The 15662-nt window shown below is 65.4% G+C and carries 12 protein-coding genes; 4 read left to right on the top strand and 8 right to left on the bottom strand.

Going from position 1 to position 15662, the window contains the following annotated elements:
- Positions 1–37: 37 nt before the first annotated feature.
- The 3 genes from BerOc1_RS05575 to BerOc1_RS05565 all read right to left on the bottom strand — a co-directional run bounded on the left by BerOc1_RS05575 (position 38) and on the right by BerOc1_RS05565 (position 3383).
- The gene (locus BerOc1_RS05575) at positions 38–286 is read right to left on the bottom strand and encodes a phage regulatory CII family protein (protein ID WP_071544753.1); all 249 of its coding nucleotides are present in this window, start codon (positions 284–286) and stop codon (positions 38–40) included.
- Positions 287–817: 531 nt separating this feature from the next.
- Positions 818–1441, bottom strand: coding sequence for a TetR/AcrR family transcriptional regulator (locus BerOc1_RS05570; protein WP_071544752.1), 624 nt, complete (start codon positions 1439–1441; stop codon positions 818–820).
- Positions 1442–1610: 169 nt separating this feature from the next.
- Entirely contained in the window at positions 1611–3383 is a 1773-nt protein-coding gene (locus tag BerOc1_RS05565) for a glutamine--tRNA ligase/YqeY domain fusion protein (protein WP_071544751.1), read from the bottom strand.
- Between the two features lie 178 nt (positions 3384–3561).
- On the opposite strand from BerOc1_RS05565, the gene BerOc1_RS05560 reads away from it, so the two are divergent.
- The 4 genes from BerOc1_RS05560 to BerOc1_RS05545 all read left to right on the top strand — a co-directional run bounded on the left by BerOc1_RS05560 (position 3562) and on the right by BerOc1_RS05545 (position 9839).
- Complete coding sequence (locus tag BerOc1_RS05560; protein WP_071544750.1) at positions 3562–4380, top strand: nitroreductase family protein; 819 nt, start codon at positions 3562–3564, stop codon at positions 4378–4380.
- A gap of 50 nt (positions 4381–4430) precedes the next feature.
- The gene (locus BerOc1_RS05555) at positions 4431–5219 is read left to right on the top strand and encodes a substrate-binding periplasmic protein (RefSeq protein WP_071544749.1); all 789 of its coding nucleotides are present in this window, start codon (positions 4431–4433) and stop codon (positions 5217–5219) included.
- A gap of 45 nt (positions 5220–5264) precedes the next feature.
- A complete protein-coding gene (locus BerOc1_RS05550; protein WP_071544748.1) occupies positions 5265–7679 on the top strand; it encodes an acetate--CoA ligase family protein in 2415 nt (804 codons plus the stop codon).
- Positions 7680–7799: 120 nt separating this feature from the next.
- Positions 7800–9839 carry a methyl-accepting chemotaxis protein gene (locus BerOc1_RS05545; RefSeq protein WP_071544747.1) on the top strand — a complete coding sequence of 680 codons (2040 nt, stop codon included), beginning with the start codon at positions 7800–7802 and terminating at the stop codon, positions 9837–9839.
- Positions 9840–9910: 71 nt separating this feature from the next.
- On the opposite strand, the gene BerOc1_RS05540 is transcribed toward BerOc1_RS05545, so the two are convergent.
- The 5 genes from BerOc1_RS05540 to BerOc1_RS05520 all read right to left on the bottom strand — a co-directional run bounded on the left by BerOc1_RS05540 (position 9911) and on the right by BerOc1_RS05520 (position 15610).
- Positions 9911–11224, bottom strand: coding sequence for a TRAP transporter large permease (locus tag BerOc1_RS05540; RefSeq protein ID WP_071544746.1), 1314 nt, complete (start codon positions 11222–11224; stop codon positions 9911–9913).
- Positions 11225–11226: 2 nt separating this feature from the next.
- The gene (locus tag BerOc1_RS05535) at positions 11227–11712 is read right to left on the bottom strand and encodes a TRAP transporter small permease (RefSeq protein ID WP_071544745.1); all 486 of its coding nucleotides are present in this window, start codon (positions 11710–11712) and stop codon (positions 11227–11229) included.
- Positions 11713–11963: 251 nt separating this feature from the next.
- Positions 11964–12971 (bottom strand): TRAP transporter substrate-binding protein, encoded by a 1008-nt coding sequence (locus BerOc1_RS05530; RefSeq protein ID WP_071544744.1) that lies wholly within the window; start codon positions 12969–12971, stop codon positions 11964–11966.
- Between the two features lie 42 nt (positions 12972–13013).
- Positions 13014–13607, bottom strand: coding sequence for a TetR/AcrR family transcriptional regulator (locus tag BerOc1_RS05525; RefSeq protein WP_071544743.1), 594 nt, complete (start codon positions 13605–13607; stop codon positions 13014–13016).
- Positions 13608–13924: 317 nt separating this feature from the next.
- Positions 13925–15610: an FAD-dependent oxidoreductase gene (locus BerOc1_RS05520; protein WP_071544742.1), complete on the bottom strand. Its 1686-nt coding sequence runs from the start codon at positions 15608–15610 to the stop codon at positions 13925–13927.
- Positions 15611–15662: the final 52 nt, after the last annotated feature.

The following is a 15662-nucleotide window of genomic DNA, read 5'->3' as shown; positions in this document are numbered from 1 at the left end:
GCGCGAGGCCCGGCCGAAAATCGGTTCCCGGGATCGGCTAGGCGTTGCCGGTCTCCAGGCTGAAGCCCATCTCGGAGGCCATGAACTGGAGCGGACGGATGTCGTGGGTCACCTTCATGATTTCAAGAAGGGTCTCCGCGCCCAGCTTGGCGCTGGCGTCAAAGGGATTGATTTCCCGCATCAGGGTCGAATACGGCTTGTTGATCTTCTGTGCAACGACCTTGGCCTGGATACCACTGTCGAGAATGCAGTCCTGAACCACCTTGGTTACGTTCTTTTCAAACATCGTGCCCTCCCGCAGAGTTTGTAGGTTGCTGGTGAAACGCTATGAGCAATAAAGCAACTGGCGTGCCAAAGTGGTTTTATTCTTATTATAATATGCTATTTCTATGAGTTATAAAAAGTCTAAAGAATTAAGCCTGAGCATGTTGGTGTCGCATGCATGTCGCATGTGTCGCACCAGGCGACACTATGCAACACATATGTCGCACGCGCGACACTTTTCTCAGGGCGCAAAAAAAGGGAGCCGCTTGCGCGGCTCCCTGATACCCGGCAGAGCCGGGGGTGTCCGAAACGTATCTATCAGGCTGTCAGGTGTGGGTTGCGGTCCATTTCTGTGCGCCTTTAGGAGGTGTTGATCCGTTCGGGACTAAGGGTGCTGTCTTTTGACCCGGTCTTCCGACCAGGACTTGAAGGAGTCTATGTAGTTGTGCCAGGCACTGGGGGGGCCCAGCAATACTGCCAGTATTCTGCGGGCGCTAAGATTCATGAACATATTAGTTACCTCTTGGGTTACATTATTTGCAGACGATCCGTTTTACTGAGCCAACGGCAACCTGTTCGATTCCCTGCCGGTCTCGGCCTGGTCCGCGTCGACGGTGATGCTGCGTTCCACGTGGTTGATGGTCTCGGCAAACAGCCCGGTCGACTCGTAGGGAGAGAGGAGGCTGGTACGGACGGAGCCGACGATGTTGCCGTAGATGATCAGCGCGGTCTGTTCCAGAGGCAGGGAGCGGATGGTTCCGTCCTCGATGCCCAGGGCGACGCAGCGTTTCAGTTCGTCGATGAAGATGCTGAACTTCTCCATCACCTTGGCGCCGTCCACACCGGGCTCCATGTGGCTGAAGGGAGAACAGCGCAGCAGGACGGGAAAGCCGACCCGATGCTCTTCGGTAAAGTCAAAATATGCGGTCATGTAGGCGCGGATGGCCTCCATGCCGTTCTTGGCCTTGGCCGTGGCCTCGCTCAGGCAGAGGATGAGCCGGTCGGCCATGTCGAATCCGGCGGCCAGGAAGAGCTCCTGCTTGCTGCCGAAGTAATGGGAAACCAGGCCGAAGGAAACGTCGGCGCGCCCGGCCACGTCCTTGACGGTGGCGGCGTGGAACCCCAGTTGCCCGAAGGCCTCCTGGGCGGCGATGAGTATGGCTTCCTTCTTGGTCATGCGCTGTTTTCCTTGTATCGATTGATTGTGCAATCAGTCGTTGAAAAAGGTATAGATTGATCGAGCAATCAGTGTCAAGCGAGAAATAAGCATTTTTTTGAAAGTGTCCAGTGCAACACCAAAAAAGGCCGCATAATGCGGCCTTTTCATTGGGTATTCTCTTTGTCGCCTAGTCGGTCTTTTTCTGGATTTTGGCCCAGGTGTCGCGCAGGGTGGCGGTCCGGTTGAAAACCAGGGCCCGCCCGGGCTTGTGGTCGCGCAGGTCCGCGCAGTAGTAGCCGGTGCGCTCGAACTGGAAGTTGGTTCCGGCGCCCATGTCGGCCATGGCCGGTTCCACCTTGCAGCCGGTCAGGGCCGTGAGCGAGTCGGGATCGACGTAGTCGGTGAAGGTCTTGCCCTCTTCCACGGCGTTGGGGTTGTCCCTGGTGAACAGCGGGCCGTAGTTGCGCACCTCGGCGTCCAGGCCGTGTCTGGCCGAGACCCAGTGCAGGGTGCCCTTGACCTTGCGGCCGCCTTCCAGCCAGCCGCCCTTGGACTCGGGGTCATAGGTGGCCCGGATCTCGGTGACCTTGCCGTCCGCGTCCTTGTCGTACCCGGTGCACTTGACGTAGTACGCCCCGCGCAGCCGGACCTCGCGGTCCGGGCCCAGGCGGAAGAATTTCTTGGGCGGCTCCTCCATGAAGTCGTCGCGCTCGATCCAGATTTCGCGGGAAAACGGCACCTTGCGCGCGCCGTAGGACTCGTCCTCGGGGTTCAGGGCGATCTCGAAGACGTCCTCCTTGTCCTCCGGATAGTTCTCGATGACCAGCTTGACCGGGTCCATGATGCCCATGTAGCGCGGGGCGCGCTTGTTCAGGTCCTCGCGCAGGCAGGCCTCGAGCAGGGCGTATTCGACCATGGAGTCCGCCTTGGCCACGCCGATCCGCTCGCAGAAGTCGCGGATGGATTCGGGCGTGAAGCCGCGCCGCCGGAACCCGGAGATGGTCGGCATGCGCGGGTCGTCCCAGCCGTTCACGAATCCCTCCTTGACCAGCTGGATGAGCTTGCGCTTGGAGAGCACGGTGCCGGTGATGTTCAGCCGGGCGAACTCGTACTGCCGGGGGCGGTCGGTGAATCCGGGGAGCGCGGCCAGTTCATTATATACGGGCGCGTTCTCGCCGAACAGCTCGGGGCGCTTGAGCCCCTCCATGAGGGTGTCCACGCACCAGTCGTACAGGGGGCGGTTGTTCTCGAACTCCAGGGTGCAGATGGAGTGGGTGATGCCTTCGATGGCGTCGGACAGCCCGTGGGTGAAGTCGTACATGGGGTAGATGCACCAGGCGGAGCCGGTCCGGTGGTGGTCGGCGTGCTTGATGCGGTACAGGGCCGGGTCGCGGAGCATGACGTTGGGCGCACCCATGTCGATCTTGCCGCGCAGGATGCATTCGCCGTCCGCGAGTTCGCCCGCGCGCATGGAGCGGAACAGGGCCAGGTTCTCCTCCACGGTCCGGTTCCGGAACGGGGAATCCGTGCCCGGTTCCTTGAGGGTGCCCCGGTTCTCGCGGATTCGGTCCGCGGACTGGTGGTCCACGTAGGCCTTGCCCATCTTGATGAACAGCTCGGCGATGAGATAGAGCTTCTCGAAGTAGTCCGAGGCGTAGAAATTGTTGTCCCAGTCGAAGCCCAGCCAGTGGACGTCCTCGCGGATGGAGTCCACGTATTCCACGTCCTCCTTGACCGGGTTGGTGTCGTCGAAGCGCAGGTTGCACTTGCCTTCGTAGTCGCGGGCCAACCCGAAGTTCAGGCAGATGGACTTGGCGTGGCCGATGTGCAGGTATCCGTTGGGCTCGGGCGGGAACCGGGTGTGCACGCGGCCGTGGTATTTGCCGCTTTCCATGTCCCTGTCGATGATCTGGCGGATGAAGTCCTTGCCCTTTTCCGGGGCCTCGGGTCTGCTGCTCATGAAAAACCTCGTTGTATGAATGGACCGTTTCCCGGTCGAGTCGTCGCAAAGCGGGCAAGACTCCCCATCCTGCCCGTGGCACAGGAAATACGGTAAAACCGCTTGCCGGTCAACGCAATGCTTGCCGGGACGGGCGCAACAGGACACACTGCGCGGACCATTTTGAAAAGGAGAGAATATGCCGTTGTTCACCATCGACGAGACCCGCTGCAAGCGGGACGGATTGTGCGCCGCCGACTGTCCGGTCGGGTGCATCGTCTTCGAGGAGGGCGGGCTGCCAGAACCCCACGAAAAGAAGCAGGACTACTGCCTGGACTGCGGCCATTGCATGGCTGTCTGCCCGGCGGACGCCATCCGGCTCACGCGCTTCGACGCGGGAAGCGTCCCGGTGGACCGTTCGCTGAACATATCCCTCGATCAGGGCGAGCAGTTTCTCAAGGCGCGCCGGTCCGTGCGCGCCTTCCGCGACGAGTCCGTGGACCGTGACCTGCTCGGCCGGGTCCTGGCCGTGACCGAATACGGCCCGTCGGGCCATAACGCCCGGCCCACCCGCTGGGTCGTGGCCGAGGGACGCGCCAGGGTGGCCGACGTGGCCGGGGCCGTGGCCCGATGGATGCGCGCAGAGTCCGAGGCCGAGTCGGATCTGGCCCGCGCCCTGCACCTGCCCGGCATCGTCCGCGTCTGGGACAACGGCACGGACATCATCTGCCGCGACGCCCCGGCCCTGGCCGTGGCCGTGGGCCCCGAGCAGGGCATCACCCCGCAGGCGGACGGGGTCATCGCCACCGCCTACCTGGAGCTGGCCCTGGCGGCCGCCGGGCTCGGCGCGTGCTGGTGCGGCTACCTGATGGCCGCCGCCGCGCACGCCGCCGGAGTGCGGGAACTCCTCGGCGTGGCCGACGGCGAAGCGGTCCACGGGGCGCTCTTGCTCGGCCGCCCGGCCCGGCGTTACGCGGCCGTTCCTCCGCGTCCGGCCCCGACCGTCGACTGGCTGTGAGCGGCGGTTCCCGGCTGGACTCGACAGTGGAGTCAATGTAGGGTCCCGGCATGATGTGGAGACTGCGCCCCCTGTTCGCCGCGGCCGCGCTGGCCGCGGTCCTGCTGCTCTCGACCGCGGCCCGGGCTCGCGAGATACGGGTCGGCGTGGGCTTCGCCATCGCGCCCTACGCCCTCAGGGAGCAGGACGCCGGGCTCGAGGTGGACCTCCTGCGGGCCGCCTTCCGCGCGGCCGGGATGGAGGCCCGTTTCGTCTATCTGCCCAACCTGCGGCTGCCCCTGGCCCTGGCCGAGGGGGACGTGGACTGCCTGGCCACCAGCGCGGGCTACGACATGGCCGAGCGCACCGGGCGTCCGGTCTTTTATTCCGGGCCGACCCTGACCTTCCGGAACTACGCCGTGACCCTGGCCGACCGAGATCTGCGCATCCGCTCCATCGCGGACCTGTCGGGATACGTGGTCCTCGGGTTCCAGGACGCGGCCAGCTATCTCGGCCCCGAGTTCGCGGCCATGGCCCGGGGCAACGACCTGTACAGCGAGCTGTCCGACCAGTCCCTGCAAGTGCGCATGCTCTTTTCCGGGCGGGTGGACGTGGTCCTTTCCGAGCGGCGCGTCTTCCTCTACTGGCGCAACCGGCTCAAGGGCTCCCCGGCGGGCCGGGCCGTGGACCTGGACCAGGCCGTGACCTTCCATGCGATCTTCCCGGCCCAGGACCGCCAGGTGGTCTTTGTCCGCAAGTCCCTGTGCGACGATTTCGACAGGGGCATGGCGGCCATCCGGGAGAGCGGCAGCTTCGACCGGATCGTCCGGGCCTACGACCGGGCGGAGTACGTCAAATAACCAGCAGCCGGGCGCGTTGCGCCCGATGAGTATACGGAGAGCGCCATGGCGGATGCCCAGTACGCCTTTGGTTCGGCCCAGGTGGAGATCAATTTTCAGGCCATCGACGCCCTGTTCGGCCAGGCCCGCGACCAGGGGCGCGAATCCCTGTTCGAATACGAGGTCTACGACCTGCTCAAGGCCTCGGGCGCGGAGACCCCGCCCCGGTGCGTGCTCCTGCCGCGCTCGGGCCGGTTCACGGACGAGCAGCTTTCGGTCCTGCCCGGCGACAGGGTGGTCCTCAAGATTGTCTCGCCGTCCATCGTGCACAAGACCGAGGCGGGCGGGGTGCGCGTGGTCGAGAATCGCCCGGACGCCATCCGCTCCGCCGTGCGGCGCATGCTCTACGAGGTCCCGGAGAACTACGGGGCCGCCCTGGAGCGCGATCCCGGCTCCGCGCCCGGCCCGTATCGCGGATTGAGGGGCGAGCCCCTGGCCTCGGCCGTGTCCCGCGATCTGCGCGGGGTGCTCATGGTCCAGTTCATGGAGCCGGACTCCATGGCGTTCGGCAACGAGCTTTTGGTCGGCATCCGCAAGACCCGCGAGTTCGGCATGGTCGTCACCGCCGGGCTGGGCGGCACGGACACCGAGCTGTACGCCCAACGCTTCCGCAAGGGACAGGCTCTGACCATCGCCTCCACGGCCCTGACCGACGGGGCGCGCTTCTTCGAGCTCTTCCGCAAGACCATCTCCTACCGCAAGCTGGCGGGGCTGACCCGGGGGCAGAGGCGCATCGTCACCGACGAGCAGCTCATCGAGTGTTTTTCCTCGTTCATCGACATGGCCAACCACTACTCCCCGGACAACCCGGACGCGCCCTTCCACATCGAGGAGCTGGAGATCAACCCGTTCGCCTACGCCGACTACCTGATGGTCCCTCTGGACGGGCTGTGCCGCTTCTCGAGCCCGACCACGGTTCGCGCGGCCCGGCCCGTGGAGCGCATCGCCAAGCTGATCCGGCCCTCGTCCATCGGCATCGTCGGGGTCTCGGCCTCGCGCATGAATTTCGGGCGGATCATCCTCAAGAACGTGCTCGAGGCGGGCTTCCCGGCCGAGGACGTGCGCCTGCTCAAGCCGGGCGAGACCGAGATCGACGGGGTGGCCTGCGTGCCGGACCTGAAATCCCTGGACCGGCGGCTCGACCTGTTCGTGGTCGCCGTGGGAGCGGAGCAGGTCCCGGCCCTGGTGGACGAGCTGGTGGCCCTGGACTGCGCCGAGTCGGTCATGCTCATCCCGGGCGGCATGGGCGAGACCGAGGAGAGCCGCGAGCGCGCGGCCGGGGTCATCGCCCGCATCGATGAGGCGCACGCGCGCGGCGCGGGCCCGGTCTTCCTGGGCGGCAACTGCATGGGCGTGGTCTCCCGGCCCGGCAACTACGACACCTGGTTCATCCCGGAGGAGAAGCTGCCCCCCCTGGCCCCGGGCGGCCATCACCGGGCGGCCTTCATCTCCCAGTCGGGCGCGTTCATGCTCACCCGGCTCTCCCAGTGTCCCATCCTGAACCCGGCCTACATGGTCTCCATGGGCAACCAGACCGACCTGACGCTGGGCGACATGGTCTCGCACTTTGCCGAGGCCGACGACGTGGACGTCATCGCCGTGTACGCCGAAGGGTTCAACGACATGGACGGGCTCAATTTCTGCCGGGCCGTGCAAAGGGCCGTGCGCGCTGGCAAGGACGTGGTCTTCTACAAGGCGGGGAGGACCCCGGAGGGCAAGTCCGCCACCAGCGGCCACACCGCCTCCCTGGCCGGGGACTACGCTGTCTGCGAGGCCTGCGTGCGCCAGGCCGGGGCCATCGTGGCCCATTCCTTCACCCAGTTCGAGAACCTGTTCATGCTGGCCGAGCGCCTCAACGGCAAGACCATCGGCGGCAACCGGCTGGCCGCCGTGTCCGGCGCGGGCTTCGAGGCCGTGGGCATGGCCGACTCCATCCAGACCGACGACTACTCCATGGCCCTGGCCCCGCTGGCGGACAGGACCCGCCGGTCGCTCAAGGCCCTGGTGGGGGCCAATCGGCTGGCCGGGCTGGTCACGGTGACCAACCCCCTGGACATCACCCCGGCGGCCGACGACCACGTCCATGCCGAGGCCGTGCGCATCCTGGCCACGGACCCGGGCGTGGACGCGGTGGTGGTCGGCCTCGACCCCCTGTCCCCGGTCATGCGCACCCTGGCCGACCCGGACGCGCCCCTGACCATGGACAACGAGCGGTCCATCGCCGCGCTTCTGGCCGACCTGCTGCCCCTGCTCGACACCCCGGTCATCGGCGTGGTCGACGGCGGCCGCCAGTACGACCCCCTGGTGGACCGTCTCAAGGAGGCCGGGCTGTGCACCTTCCGCACATCGGACCAGGCCGTGGCAGCCCTGGCCCAGTACATGGACGGGCGGCTCAACGCGGCGCGCATCCGCGCGCGCTGACCGCCGGACCGACCGCTTCCGCCGACTTTATAATACAAACGGCCGCCGCATTCTCCTATCCTTTATAGATGGGAGGACTCTTCCTTCCTGTGGACCGATCTAATCCGCTCGGAGGGTCTAATGAGATTGGCTGATATTCCCATCGGGACGAAAATAATTGGCGGATTCTCCATCATCGTAGTGATTTTTCTGGCCACCGGGGCCTACGTCAAGGTGGCCCAGGACGATATGGTCGCATCGGGCCACATCGTGGATGCCGCCCTTGAGATGAAGTACGCCGTGCGTTCGGACATGCAGATGGTCATGGAGTTTCTGGACGCGTCCGACACGAAGGTCCTGGAAGAAAACTGGGCCGAGCACGATCAGGTCGCCGCCGATTTCGACTTCTATGCCGCAGGCGTCCAGCAGGGCGTATCCGATCAGAGGGCCGAGATCAGGGCCGCGAGAAACCCCGCCATCCGTGACCTGACCGCGCGGGTCCGGACCCGGCACAAGGACGAGTTCCTGCCCGCCATCCGTCATGTCTTCGAGCTCAGGCAGGCCGTCTTCGGCGTCCTTCAGCGGCGCGCGGCGGCCATGGAGGCCATGGTCGGGGCCCACGAGTCCGTGGCCTCGGCCCTGGAGGAGTTTGAAAAATCCGTGGACCTGCTCATCGACAGGCGGCTCAACGCCGGGGCCGACGCCTTCGACGTCCTGTCGCGGGAGATTTCCTGGGCCGAAATGGGCTTTGAGATAAGGAACAACATCAGCGCGTCCCGCATCGTCGTCGAGGAGTACATCCAGCCCGGGTCGGCGGAACGGGAAGCGGCCCTGGCCAAGGAGTACGAGGCAACCATCCAGGACTTCGACCGGCTGGTCGGAATCCTGCTCAAGGGCGGCAGCGTGAACGGCCAGATCGTGGCCGGCATGAACGAGCCGGAGCAGGTCGAGCGGATCGGGAAACTGAGCCGGATTCACGAGGAGGTCTTTCGCGGCGCGGTCGGCCGGGTGATGGCGGCCCAGTCCGAGTACGGGAAGCTCGGGCGCGAGATCGATCTCGCGGACACCCGGGTCGATGAGGTCGGCAATGCGCTGATGGCCATGTTGGTGACCATCGGGCACGACGCCGACACGGACATGAAGGCCGACTCGCTCCATTCGGAGATGGTCGTCATTCTCGGCGTCGGCCTGTCCATGTTCCTGGCCCTGCTCGTGGGCTGGCTGATGGCGCGGATGATCACCCGGCCGGTGAAACAGGCCCTCGAGGTGGCCACGGCCATGGCCGGAGGCGACCTGAGCCGGGACGTGCGGGTGCCGGGCAGGGACGAGATCGGACGCATGCTCGAGTCCATGGGAGAGATGATCGTCCGGGTGCGCGGCGTGGTCTTCGGGGTCAACGGGGCCGTGCAGAACGTGGCCTCGGGCAGCGAGGAGCTCTCGGCCACGGCCGAGAGCCTGTCCCAGGGGGCCACCGAGCAGGCGGCCGGCGTGGAGGAACTGTCCGCGTCCATCTCCGAGATAACCGGTTCCATCGCCCGCAACGCGGGTCACAGCCGGGAGACCGCCGAGATCGCGTCCAAGGTGGCCGGCAAGGCTTCCCGGAGTGGTGAGACCGTTGCCCAGGCCGTGGGGGCCATGAAGGAAATCGCCGAGCGGATTTCGATCATCGAGGAGATCGCCCGCCAGACCAACCTGCTGGCGCTCAACGCGGCCATCGAGGCGGCCCGGGCCGGGGAACACGGCAAGGGGTTCGCCGTGGTCGCGGCCGAGGTCCGCAAGCTGGCCGAGCGCAGCGGCCGGGCCGCGGGCGAGATCAGCCATCTCTCCGAGTCCACGGTGACGTCCTCGGACGAGGCCGTGCACATGCTCGAGGAACTGGTGCCGGAGATCGAGAAGACTTCGGAGTTGATGTCCGAGATCAGTTCCGCCTGCGAGGAACAGGACCTGGTCATCAAGCAGATCGGCACGGCCGTGAACCAGGTGTCGGGCGCCACCCAGGGCAACGCCTCGGCCGCCGAGGAACTGGCCGCCACCTCGGGGGCGCTGGCCGGACAGGGCGAGAACCTGCAGCGGATGATGGCCTACTTCAACTGCGGGCAGGGCGGGGACGCGATTATGTGCACCAGGCCCGCGGCGCTGCCCGAGAGCGGCGGCGGGGACGACGAGCTTGAACGCTACTGACCCGAACCCTGCCGCGCGAAAAAAGCCCCGGGCCATATCCGGGGCTTTTTTCGCGTGTTGGTCCGGGCCCGTCAGTACATCAGCCCGGGCAGGAACAGGATGATCTGCGGGAAGAGGAAGAGCAGGGCGATGCCGATGACGATGGCGAGCATGAACGGCAGGATGCCCTTGAACACGTCCTCCAGGGTCACGTCCGGGGCGATTTTGCGGCACATGCCGTAGACCACATAGACATTGATGCCCACCGGCGGGGTGATGACCCCCATCTCGGTGACCAGGACGATGATGATGCCGAACCAGATGGGGTCGAAGCCCATGCCCGTGACCACCGGGTAGAAGACCGGGATGGTCAGCATGATCAACGCCAGCGAGTCCATGAAGCAGCCGCCGATGAAGTAGATCAGGATGATCGTGCCCATGATGGCGAAGGGCGGCATGTCGAAGGCGGACACCCAGTTGGCGATGTCGAAGGGGATGCGGGTCACGGCCAGGAACTTGCCGAAGACCACCGCGCCCGCGATGAGCACCAATACCATGCAGGAGGTGCGCAGGGTCTCGTACAGCGAGTTGACGAAGGCCTGCCAGGTGAGTTGGCGCTTGACCAGGGCCAGGGCGATCACGCCGATGACTCCGATGGAGGCCGCCTCGGTGGGGGTGAACCACCCCCGGAACAGGCCGCCGATGACCAGGGCGAAGATGAGCAGGGTGTCGACGAGGTTGGCCAGGGATTTGAGCTTCTCCGTCCAGGTGAAGGTGTCGCCCTTGGGGCCCAGCGCCGGGTTGATCCTGCACTGGATGTGGATGCCGGCGATGAACAGGCAGGTCAGCAGGACGGCCGGGAGGATGCCGGATACGAAGAGCGCGCCGATGGACTGCTCGGTGAGCACGCCGTAGATGATCAGGACTACCGAGGGCGGCATGATCATGCCCAGCCCTCCGCCCGAGGCCACCGAGGCGGCGGCCAGGGAGTTGGCGTAGCCGTAGCGCTTCATCTCCGGGATGCCCACCGTGGACATGGTCGCGGCCGTGGCCGGGCTGGATCCGCAGACCGCGCCGAAGGCGGTGCAGGCCGAGACCGTGGCCATGGCCAGCCCGCCCCGCGTGTTGCCCAGGAAGCGGTAGGCGGTCTGGTAGAGCCGCCGGGAGATGCCGCAGTTGAAGGCGATCTGGCCCATGAGGATGAACAGCGGGATGGTCGACAGTTCGTAGGAGGCGAAGGCGTCGTAGATGTTGCGGCTCATCAGGTTGAGCCCGCCCCGCCAGGAGGTCAGCAGCGAGAAGCCGACGAATCCCACGAGCATCATGACGAAGGCCACGGGCATCCTGGTCATGAACAGGAAGACCATGATGCAGATGCCGATGATTCCGGCGGTGGTCGGATCCATGGCTAGGCCCCCCGCTTTGTGAAGAATTTGACCACGTCCGCCAGCAGGCAGAGGGCGTAGACGAAGAAGCCGAAGGACAGGACGTAGACCACGTAGTACTCGGGCAGCTCCAGGTTCATGGAGACCTCGCCGGATTCGGCCAGGGTTCCGGCGTAGAGGAACATGCGCCAGGTGATGATCGAGACCAGGGCCAGGGTGGCCAGGTTGGTGGCCAGGCCCACCCCGTCGCGGACCCGCTTGGGCAGGCGGCGGACCAGGATTTCCACGCCGATGTGGCTCTTCTGGTAGTGGGCGTATGGCAGGGCGAAGCCCACGGCGACCACGCCGAGGATGGCCACGATCTCCTCGCAGCCGAAGATGGGGGTGTTGAACGCCCCGCGCAGGAACACGTCCGCGCCGGTCATGGCCGCCATGCCCACCAGGCAGGCGGCCGCGATGACGCGCATGATCTTTTCCGTGATGTGGAGCGGCCGCTTGGCTTCTTCCATTTTCAATCCTTTGCACCATGAGCGGGGCGGGAACCGGTCCCGCCCTGTCTTGTAATCGGTTGTTTCAGGGCGGACCGGGTGAATCCCGGGATGGCCGCATGGGGTCGGGGAGGAGTCCGCAGTCTCCCCCCTGCCCATGCAATGCCCGGGCCCTGCCCGCGAACGCTCTTCTCCGCAGTGCGGCCCCGGTTCCGTATTGCCGCTTGGAACCGGGGCGCATGTCCGCAGAGAAGCCGCTTCGTTGACTCGGCTTACGGGGTTTTGACCATCTCGGCCTGGATGAATTCGACCACGGCCTTGCCGTCCACGGCCTTGCCCTCGCCGTCGGCGTAGCCGTCGAGCACCGGCCGGGCGGCCTGCACCCAACGTTGCGCCTCGGCGGGATCGAGTTCGGTGAAGTCGCCGCCCTTGGAGGCCAGGAACTGCTTGCCCTCGGCGTCCGAGGCGTCCCAGGCCTGGCCGTGCTTGACCGACCATTCCCGGTTGATCTGCTCGATGATCTTTTGGTTCTCGGGCGAAATCTCGTTCCATTTGCGCTTGTTCATGACGATGAAGAAGGTGGTGGTGTAGCCCACGCACTGGGACTGGGTGCAGTGCTTGACCACTTCGCCGAGTTTCCATCCCTTGTTGGACTCCATGGGATGGACCGAGCCGTCGACCACGCCCTTTTGCAGGGACTGGTAGGAGGCGGGCATGGGCTGGGCCACCGGGGTGCCGCCCAGCGCCTCGATGAGCTTGGCCGAGTTGCCGGTGGAGCGGATCTTGAGGCCCTTGAGGTCGGCCAGGGTCTTGACCGGCTTCTCCACGGTGAAGAGCAGGCCCGGGCCGTGGGCGTGGAAGTACATGGGCACCACGTCGTCGAATTCGGCGGGCGAGAATTTGTCGTAGACCGCGTTGGCCACGGCCGTGGCCTGGACCCCGCTCTGGTAGCCCATGGGCAGGTCCACGGCGGCCATGACCGGGAAGCGGCCGCGCGAGTAGGCCAGGGCGCTTTGCCCGATGTCGGAGATGCCCTCGACCACGCCGTCGTAGCACTGCTTGGCGGGGCTCAGGGTGCCGCCGGGGTAGAAGTCGATGATGACCGCCTTGTTCGTGCGCATCTCCACCTCGTTGCACCACTGCTCGGCCAGTTTGGACTGGATGTGCGTGGGCGGGAAGAAGCTGGAATAGGTCAGGCGCACGGACTCGGCGCGGGCCGGGGAGGCCAGTCCGGCACCGATCAGGGCCAGGGCCGTCAGGGTCAGCAGGATCTTACGCATGATGCATCTCGCTTGTAATGAAGTGATATGGTCGCAGCGGGATCAGTCCCGCCTGGTTCCGTTCCTCACGGCCAGGTCGATGGCCGCCTCGCGCACTTCCGTGAGGGAAAGGGTCTCGGTGCCCAGCGCGCGGTGAATGAGAAAGCCTTCGAACAGGGCGGTGTTCAGGGCCCCGATCTTCTCGGGGGGAAAGTCCCCGGTCACGTGGTCGCGCACCAGGTCGGCGAAGACCCGGTCCGAGAGCCGGTAGTCGGACTGGTTCAGGAGGCGGCGCAGGGACTCGTTGGTGGCCGCGTGGATGGTGAACTCCAGGAAGATGGCCGACCAGTTGCGGTCCGCCACGATGGTTTCCAGGAAATCCCAGATGATGCCCATGGCCTCGCGCAGGTCGGCGGCCCGCTGCACCCGGTCGTGCCGGGTGGCCCGGTACTCCTTGAACTTCCGCTCCACGATCTGGAGGAAGAGCTCGTCCTTGGAGTTCCAGTGGCGGTAGAAGCTTCCCTTGGCGTAGCCCGCGTGGTCGGTGATCTCGGCCACGGAAGTGGAGGCGAACCCCTGGGTGCCGAACAACTCGATGGCCGAATCCATGAGTTCCCGCATGGTCTGCCGGGATTTTTCCTGCTGTCTGGTCGCCATACCCTGTCCTCGTTCCCCGGAATCGCAAGATTTTTATTGCGACCGCCGGTCGTTTTGCGACTTCCGGTCAAAAAGTGACCGATGGTCACATCGGAGAGTTCAGGGGTAGCAGCGCGCCCCTGTGGAGTCAAGCCGTTTTGCCTAAAAAACGGCTGAACCCGACATCGTCGTCAGGCAGGCAAATAACACGGGTACTCCCGCGAAGCGGCGCCAAAAAGCTTTGGAAAAGGATGGGGATGGGGGTCCGGGGAAGGGGAAGGAAAGAACCTTTCTCGAAAGGTTTTTCCTTCCCCTTCCCCCGGCCGCCGGAGGCAACTCTATTCTTTCCAGTAGGGGTGGGAGATGTCTTCGAAGGCGGACATGGCGGCCACCGAGCCTTCGCCGATGGCGGTGACGATCTGTTGCAGGCCGCCGGTCAGGTCGCCGGCCACGTAGACGCGCGGCACGCTGGTGCGCATGTCCGGGCCGGCCTCGACGTAGCCGTCCGCGTTCAGCTTCACGCCCATGGACTTGGCCAGTTCGGTGGCGGCCTTCTGGCCGATGGCCATGAACACGCCGTCCAGGGGCAGTTCGGTCTGCGCGTCGTCCTTGACGTTGCGCAGCTTGAGCGAGGTGGCCTTCCTGCCGTCGCCCTCTATGGATTCGACCACGGTGTTCCAGAGCACCGGGATGCCTTCGCGCTCCACGGAGTCGGCCAGGGATTTCTGGGCGCGGAACTCGTCGCGGCGGTGGACGATGGTCACGTTCACGCCGAGGTTCTTGAGGTGCAGGGCGTCGGTCAGGGCGGTGTTGCCGCCGCCGATGATGGCCACGGACTTGCCCTTGTACAGGTAGCCGTCGCAGGACGCGCAATAGTTGACCCCGCGCCCGAAATAGGTCTCCTCGCCGGGGATGCCGAGCTTGCGGTAGCTCGCGCCCGTGGCCAGGATGACCGCCTTGGCCGGATATTCGCCCCGGGCCGTGGTGATCACGATGGGCTCGTCCCTGGCCGGGTCGCCCACGGTGATGGACTCCACGCCCTCGCCCTCGTGCACGGGCACGTACTGGCGGGCGTGCTCGCTCATGATGTCCATGAGCTGCTTGCCGGGCACGTTGGTGAAGCCCGGGTAGTTCTCGACCACCGGGGTCAGGGAGACCTGGCCGCCGACGATGGACTTTTCCAGGACCACGGCCTTGAGCCCGGCGCGCACGGCGTAGATGCCCGCGGTCAGCCCGGCCGGGCCCGCGCCAATGATGACCAGGTCCACGGCCCCGGGCTCGATGGTCCCGTAGCCGGTGGCGGTCTGCAATCCCTCCACGCCGGGCAGTTTGCCCTCGTCCAGGAGTTCCTCGGCGGACTTGAGGTAGACCATCTCGACCACGAAGCGTTCCTCGGGCATGAGCCCCAGGGCGTCGTGCGCGCCGCTGTCGAAGATGGTGTGCGGCACGGAGCCGATGTTGTGCTTTTCGGTCAGTTCCCGGTTCTCGTTCATCTCCACGCACTCGGCCTTGACCTGGCCTGGCCGGGCGATGGCGGTCTTCACGGCGTGCATGACCTGGCCGGGACAGTAGGGGCACGACGGCGAGACGAAGACCTGGACCAGGCGCTCCTCGTCCAGGGGGTCGAGCAGGGAGAGGGAAGCCTCGGACAGCCCGTTCATGCGCAGGGAGACAAGCATGATGGAGGTGATGAAGGACTTGCCCTCCTCGCCCAGCGGCGCGCCCAGGAAGCGGATATGAAAGTCGTCCGGGTTGAGGCACAGGGTGGGCGAGGCGGTCACACCCAGTTCCGCGGCCCTGTCGGACGGGATGTCGAACCGTTTGAAGGTGATCTTGTCGGTCAGCCGGGCCAGATCGGCGCCGAACTTGGCGGTGTAGTCGGAGAATTCGTCGTTGACGCCGGGCTGGGCGAAGAGTTCGAGGTGCACGGGCTCCTTCAGGGCCTGGAAGGTCTCGGTCAGTTGCTTGCGGACGTCTTCGGGAAGGAACCAGTCTTCTTGCTTGTCTTTCTTGAAAAGGGACATGGGGGGAACCTCGCAGTGGTCGCAGTATTCATTATCGGAGAGGGTAGGGAGA

The sequence above is a fragment of the Pseudodesulfovibrio hydrargyri genome (assembly GCF_001874525.1).
In the GTDB taxonomy this organism is placed as follows: domain Bacteria; phylum Desulfobacterota; class Desulfovibrionia; order Desulfovibrionales; family Desulfovibrionaceae; genus Pseudodesulfovibrio; species Pseudodesulfovibrio hydrargyri.
The sequence above is the reverse complement of the archived record's forward strand: the minus strand, read 5'-3'. Positions and strand labels throughout refer to the sequence as shown.

Coding starts and splice junctions, on each gene's coding strand:
- BerOc1_RS05545 (WP_071544747.1), top strand. CDS start 7,800: ATGAGATTGGCTGATATTCCCATCGGGACGAAAATAATTGGCGGATTC.
- BerOc1_RS05525 (WP_071544743.1), bottom strand. CDS start 13,607: ATGGCGACCAGACAGCAGGAAAAATCCCGGCAGACCATGCGGGAACTC.
- BerOc1_RS05560 (WP_071544750.1), top strand. CDS start 3,562: ATGCCGTTGTTCACCATCGACGAGACCCGCTGCAAGCGGGACGGATTG.
- BerOc1_RS05520 (WP_071544742.1), bottom strand. CDS start 15,610: ATGTCCCTTTTCAAGAAAGACAAGCAAGAAGACTGGTTCCTTCCCGAA.
- BerOc1_RS05570 (WP_071544752.1), bottom strand. CDS start 1,441: ATGACCAAGAAGGAAGCCATACTCATCGCCGCCCAGGAGGCCTTCGGG.
- BerOc1_RS05540 (WP_071544746.1), bottom strand. CDS start 11,224: ATGGATCCGACCACCGCCGGAATCATCGGCATCTGCATCATGGTCTTC.
- BerOc1_RS05555 (WP_071544749.1), top strand. CDS start 4,431: ATGATGTGGAGACTGCGCCCCCTGTTCGCCGCGGCCGCGCTGGCCGCG.
- BerOc1_RS05535 (WP_071544745.1), bottom strand. CDS start 11,712: ATGGAAGAAGCCAAGCGGCCGCTCCACATCACGGAAAAGATCATGCGC.
- BerOc1_RS05565 (WP_071544751.1), bottom strand. CDS start 3,383: ATGAGCAGCAGACCCGAGGCCCCGGAAAAGGGCAAGGACTTCATCCGC.
- BerOc1_RS05575 (WP_071544753.1), bottom strand. CDS start 286: ATGTTTGAAAAGAACGTAACCAAGGTGGTTCAGGACTGCATTCTCGAC.
- BerOc1_RS05530 (WP_071544744.1), bottom strand. CDS start 12,971: ATGCGTAAGATCCTGCTGACCCTGACGGCCCTGGCCCTGATCGGTGCC.
- BerOc1_RS05550 (WP_071544748.1), top strand. CDS start 5,265: ATGGCGGATGCCCAGTACGCCTTTGGTTCGGCCCAGGTGGAGATCAAT.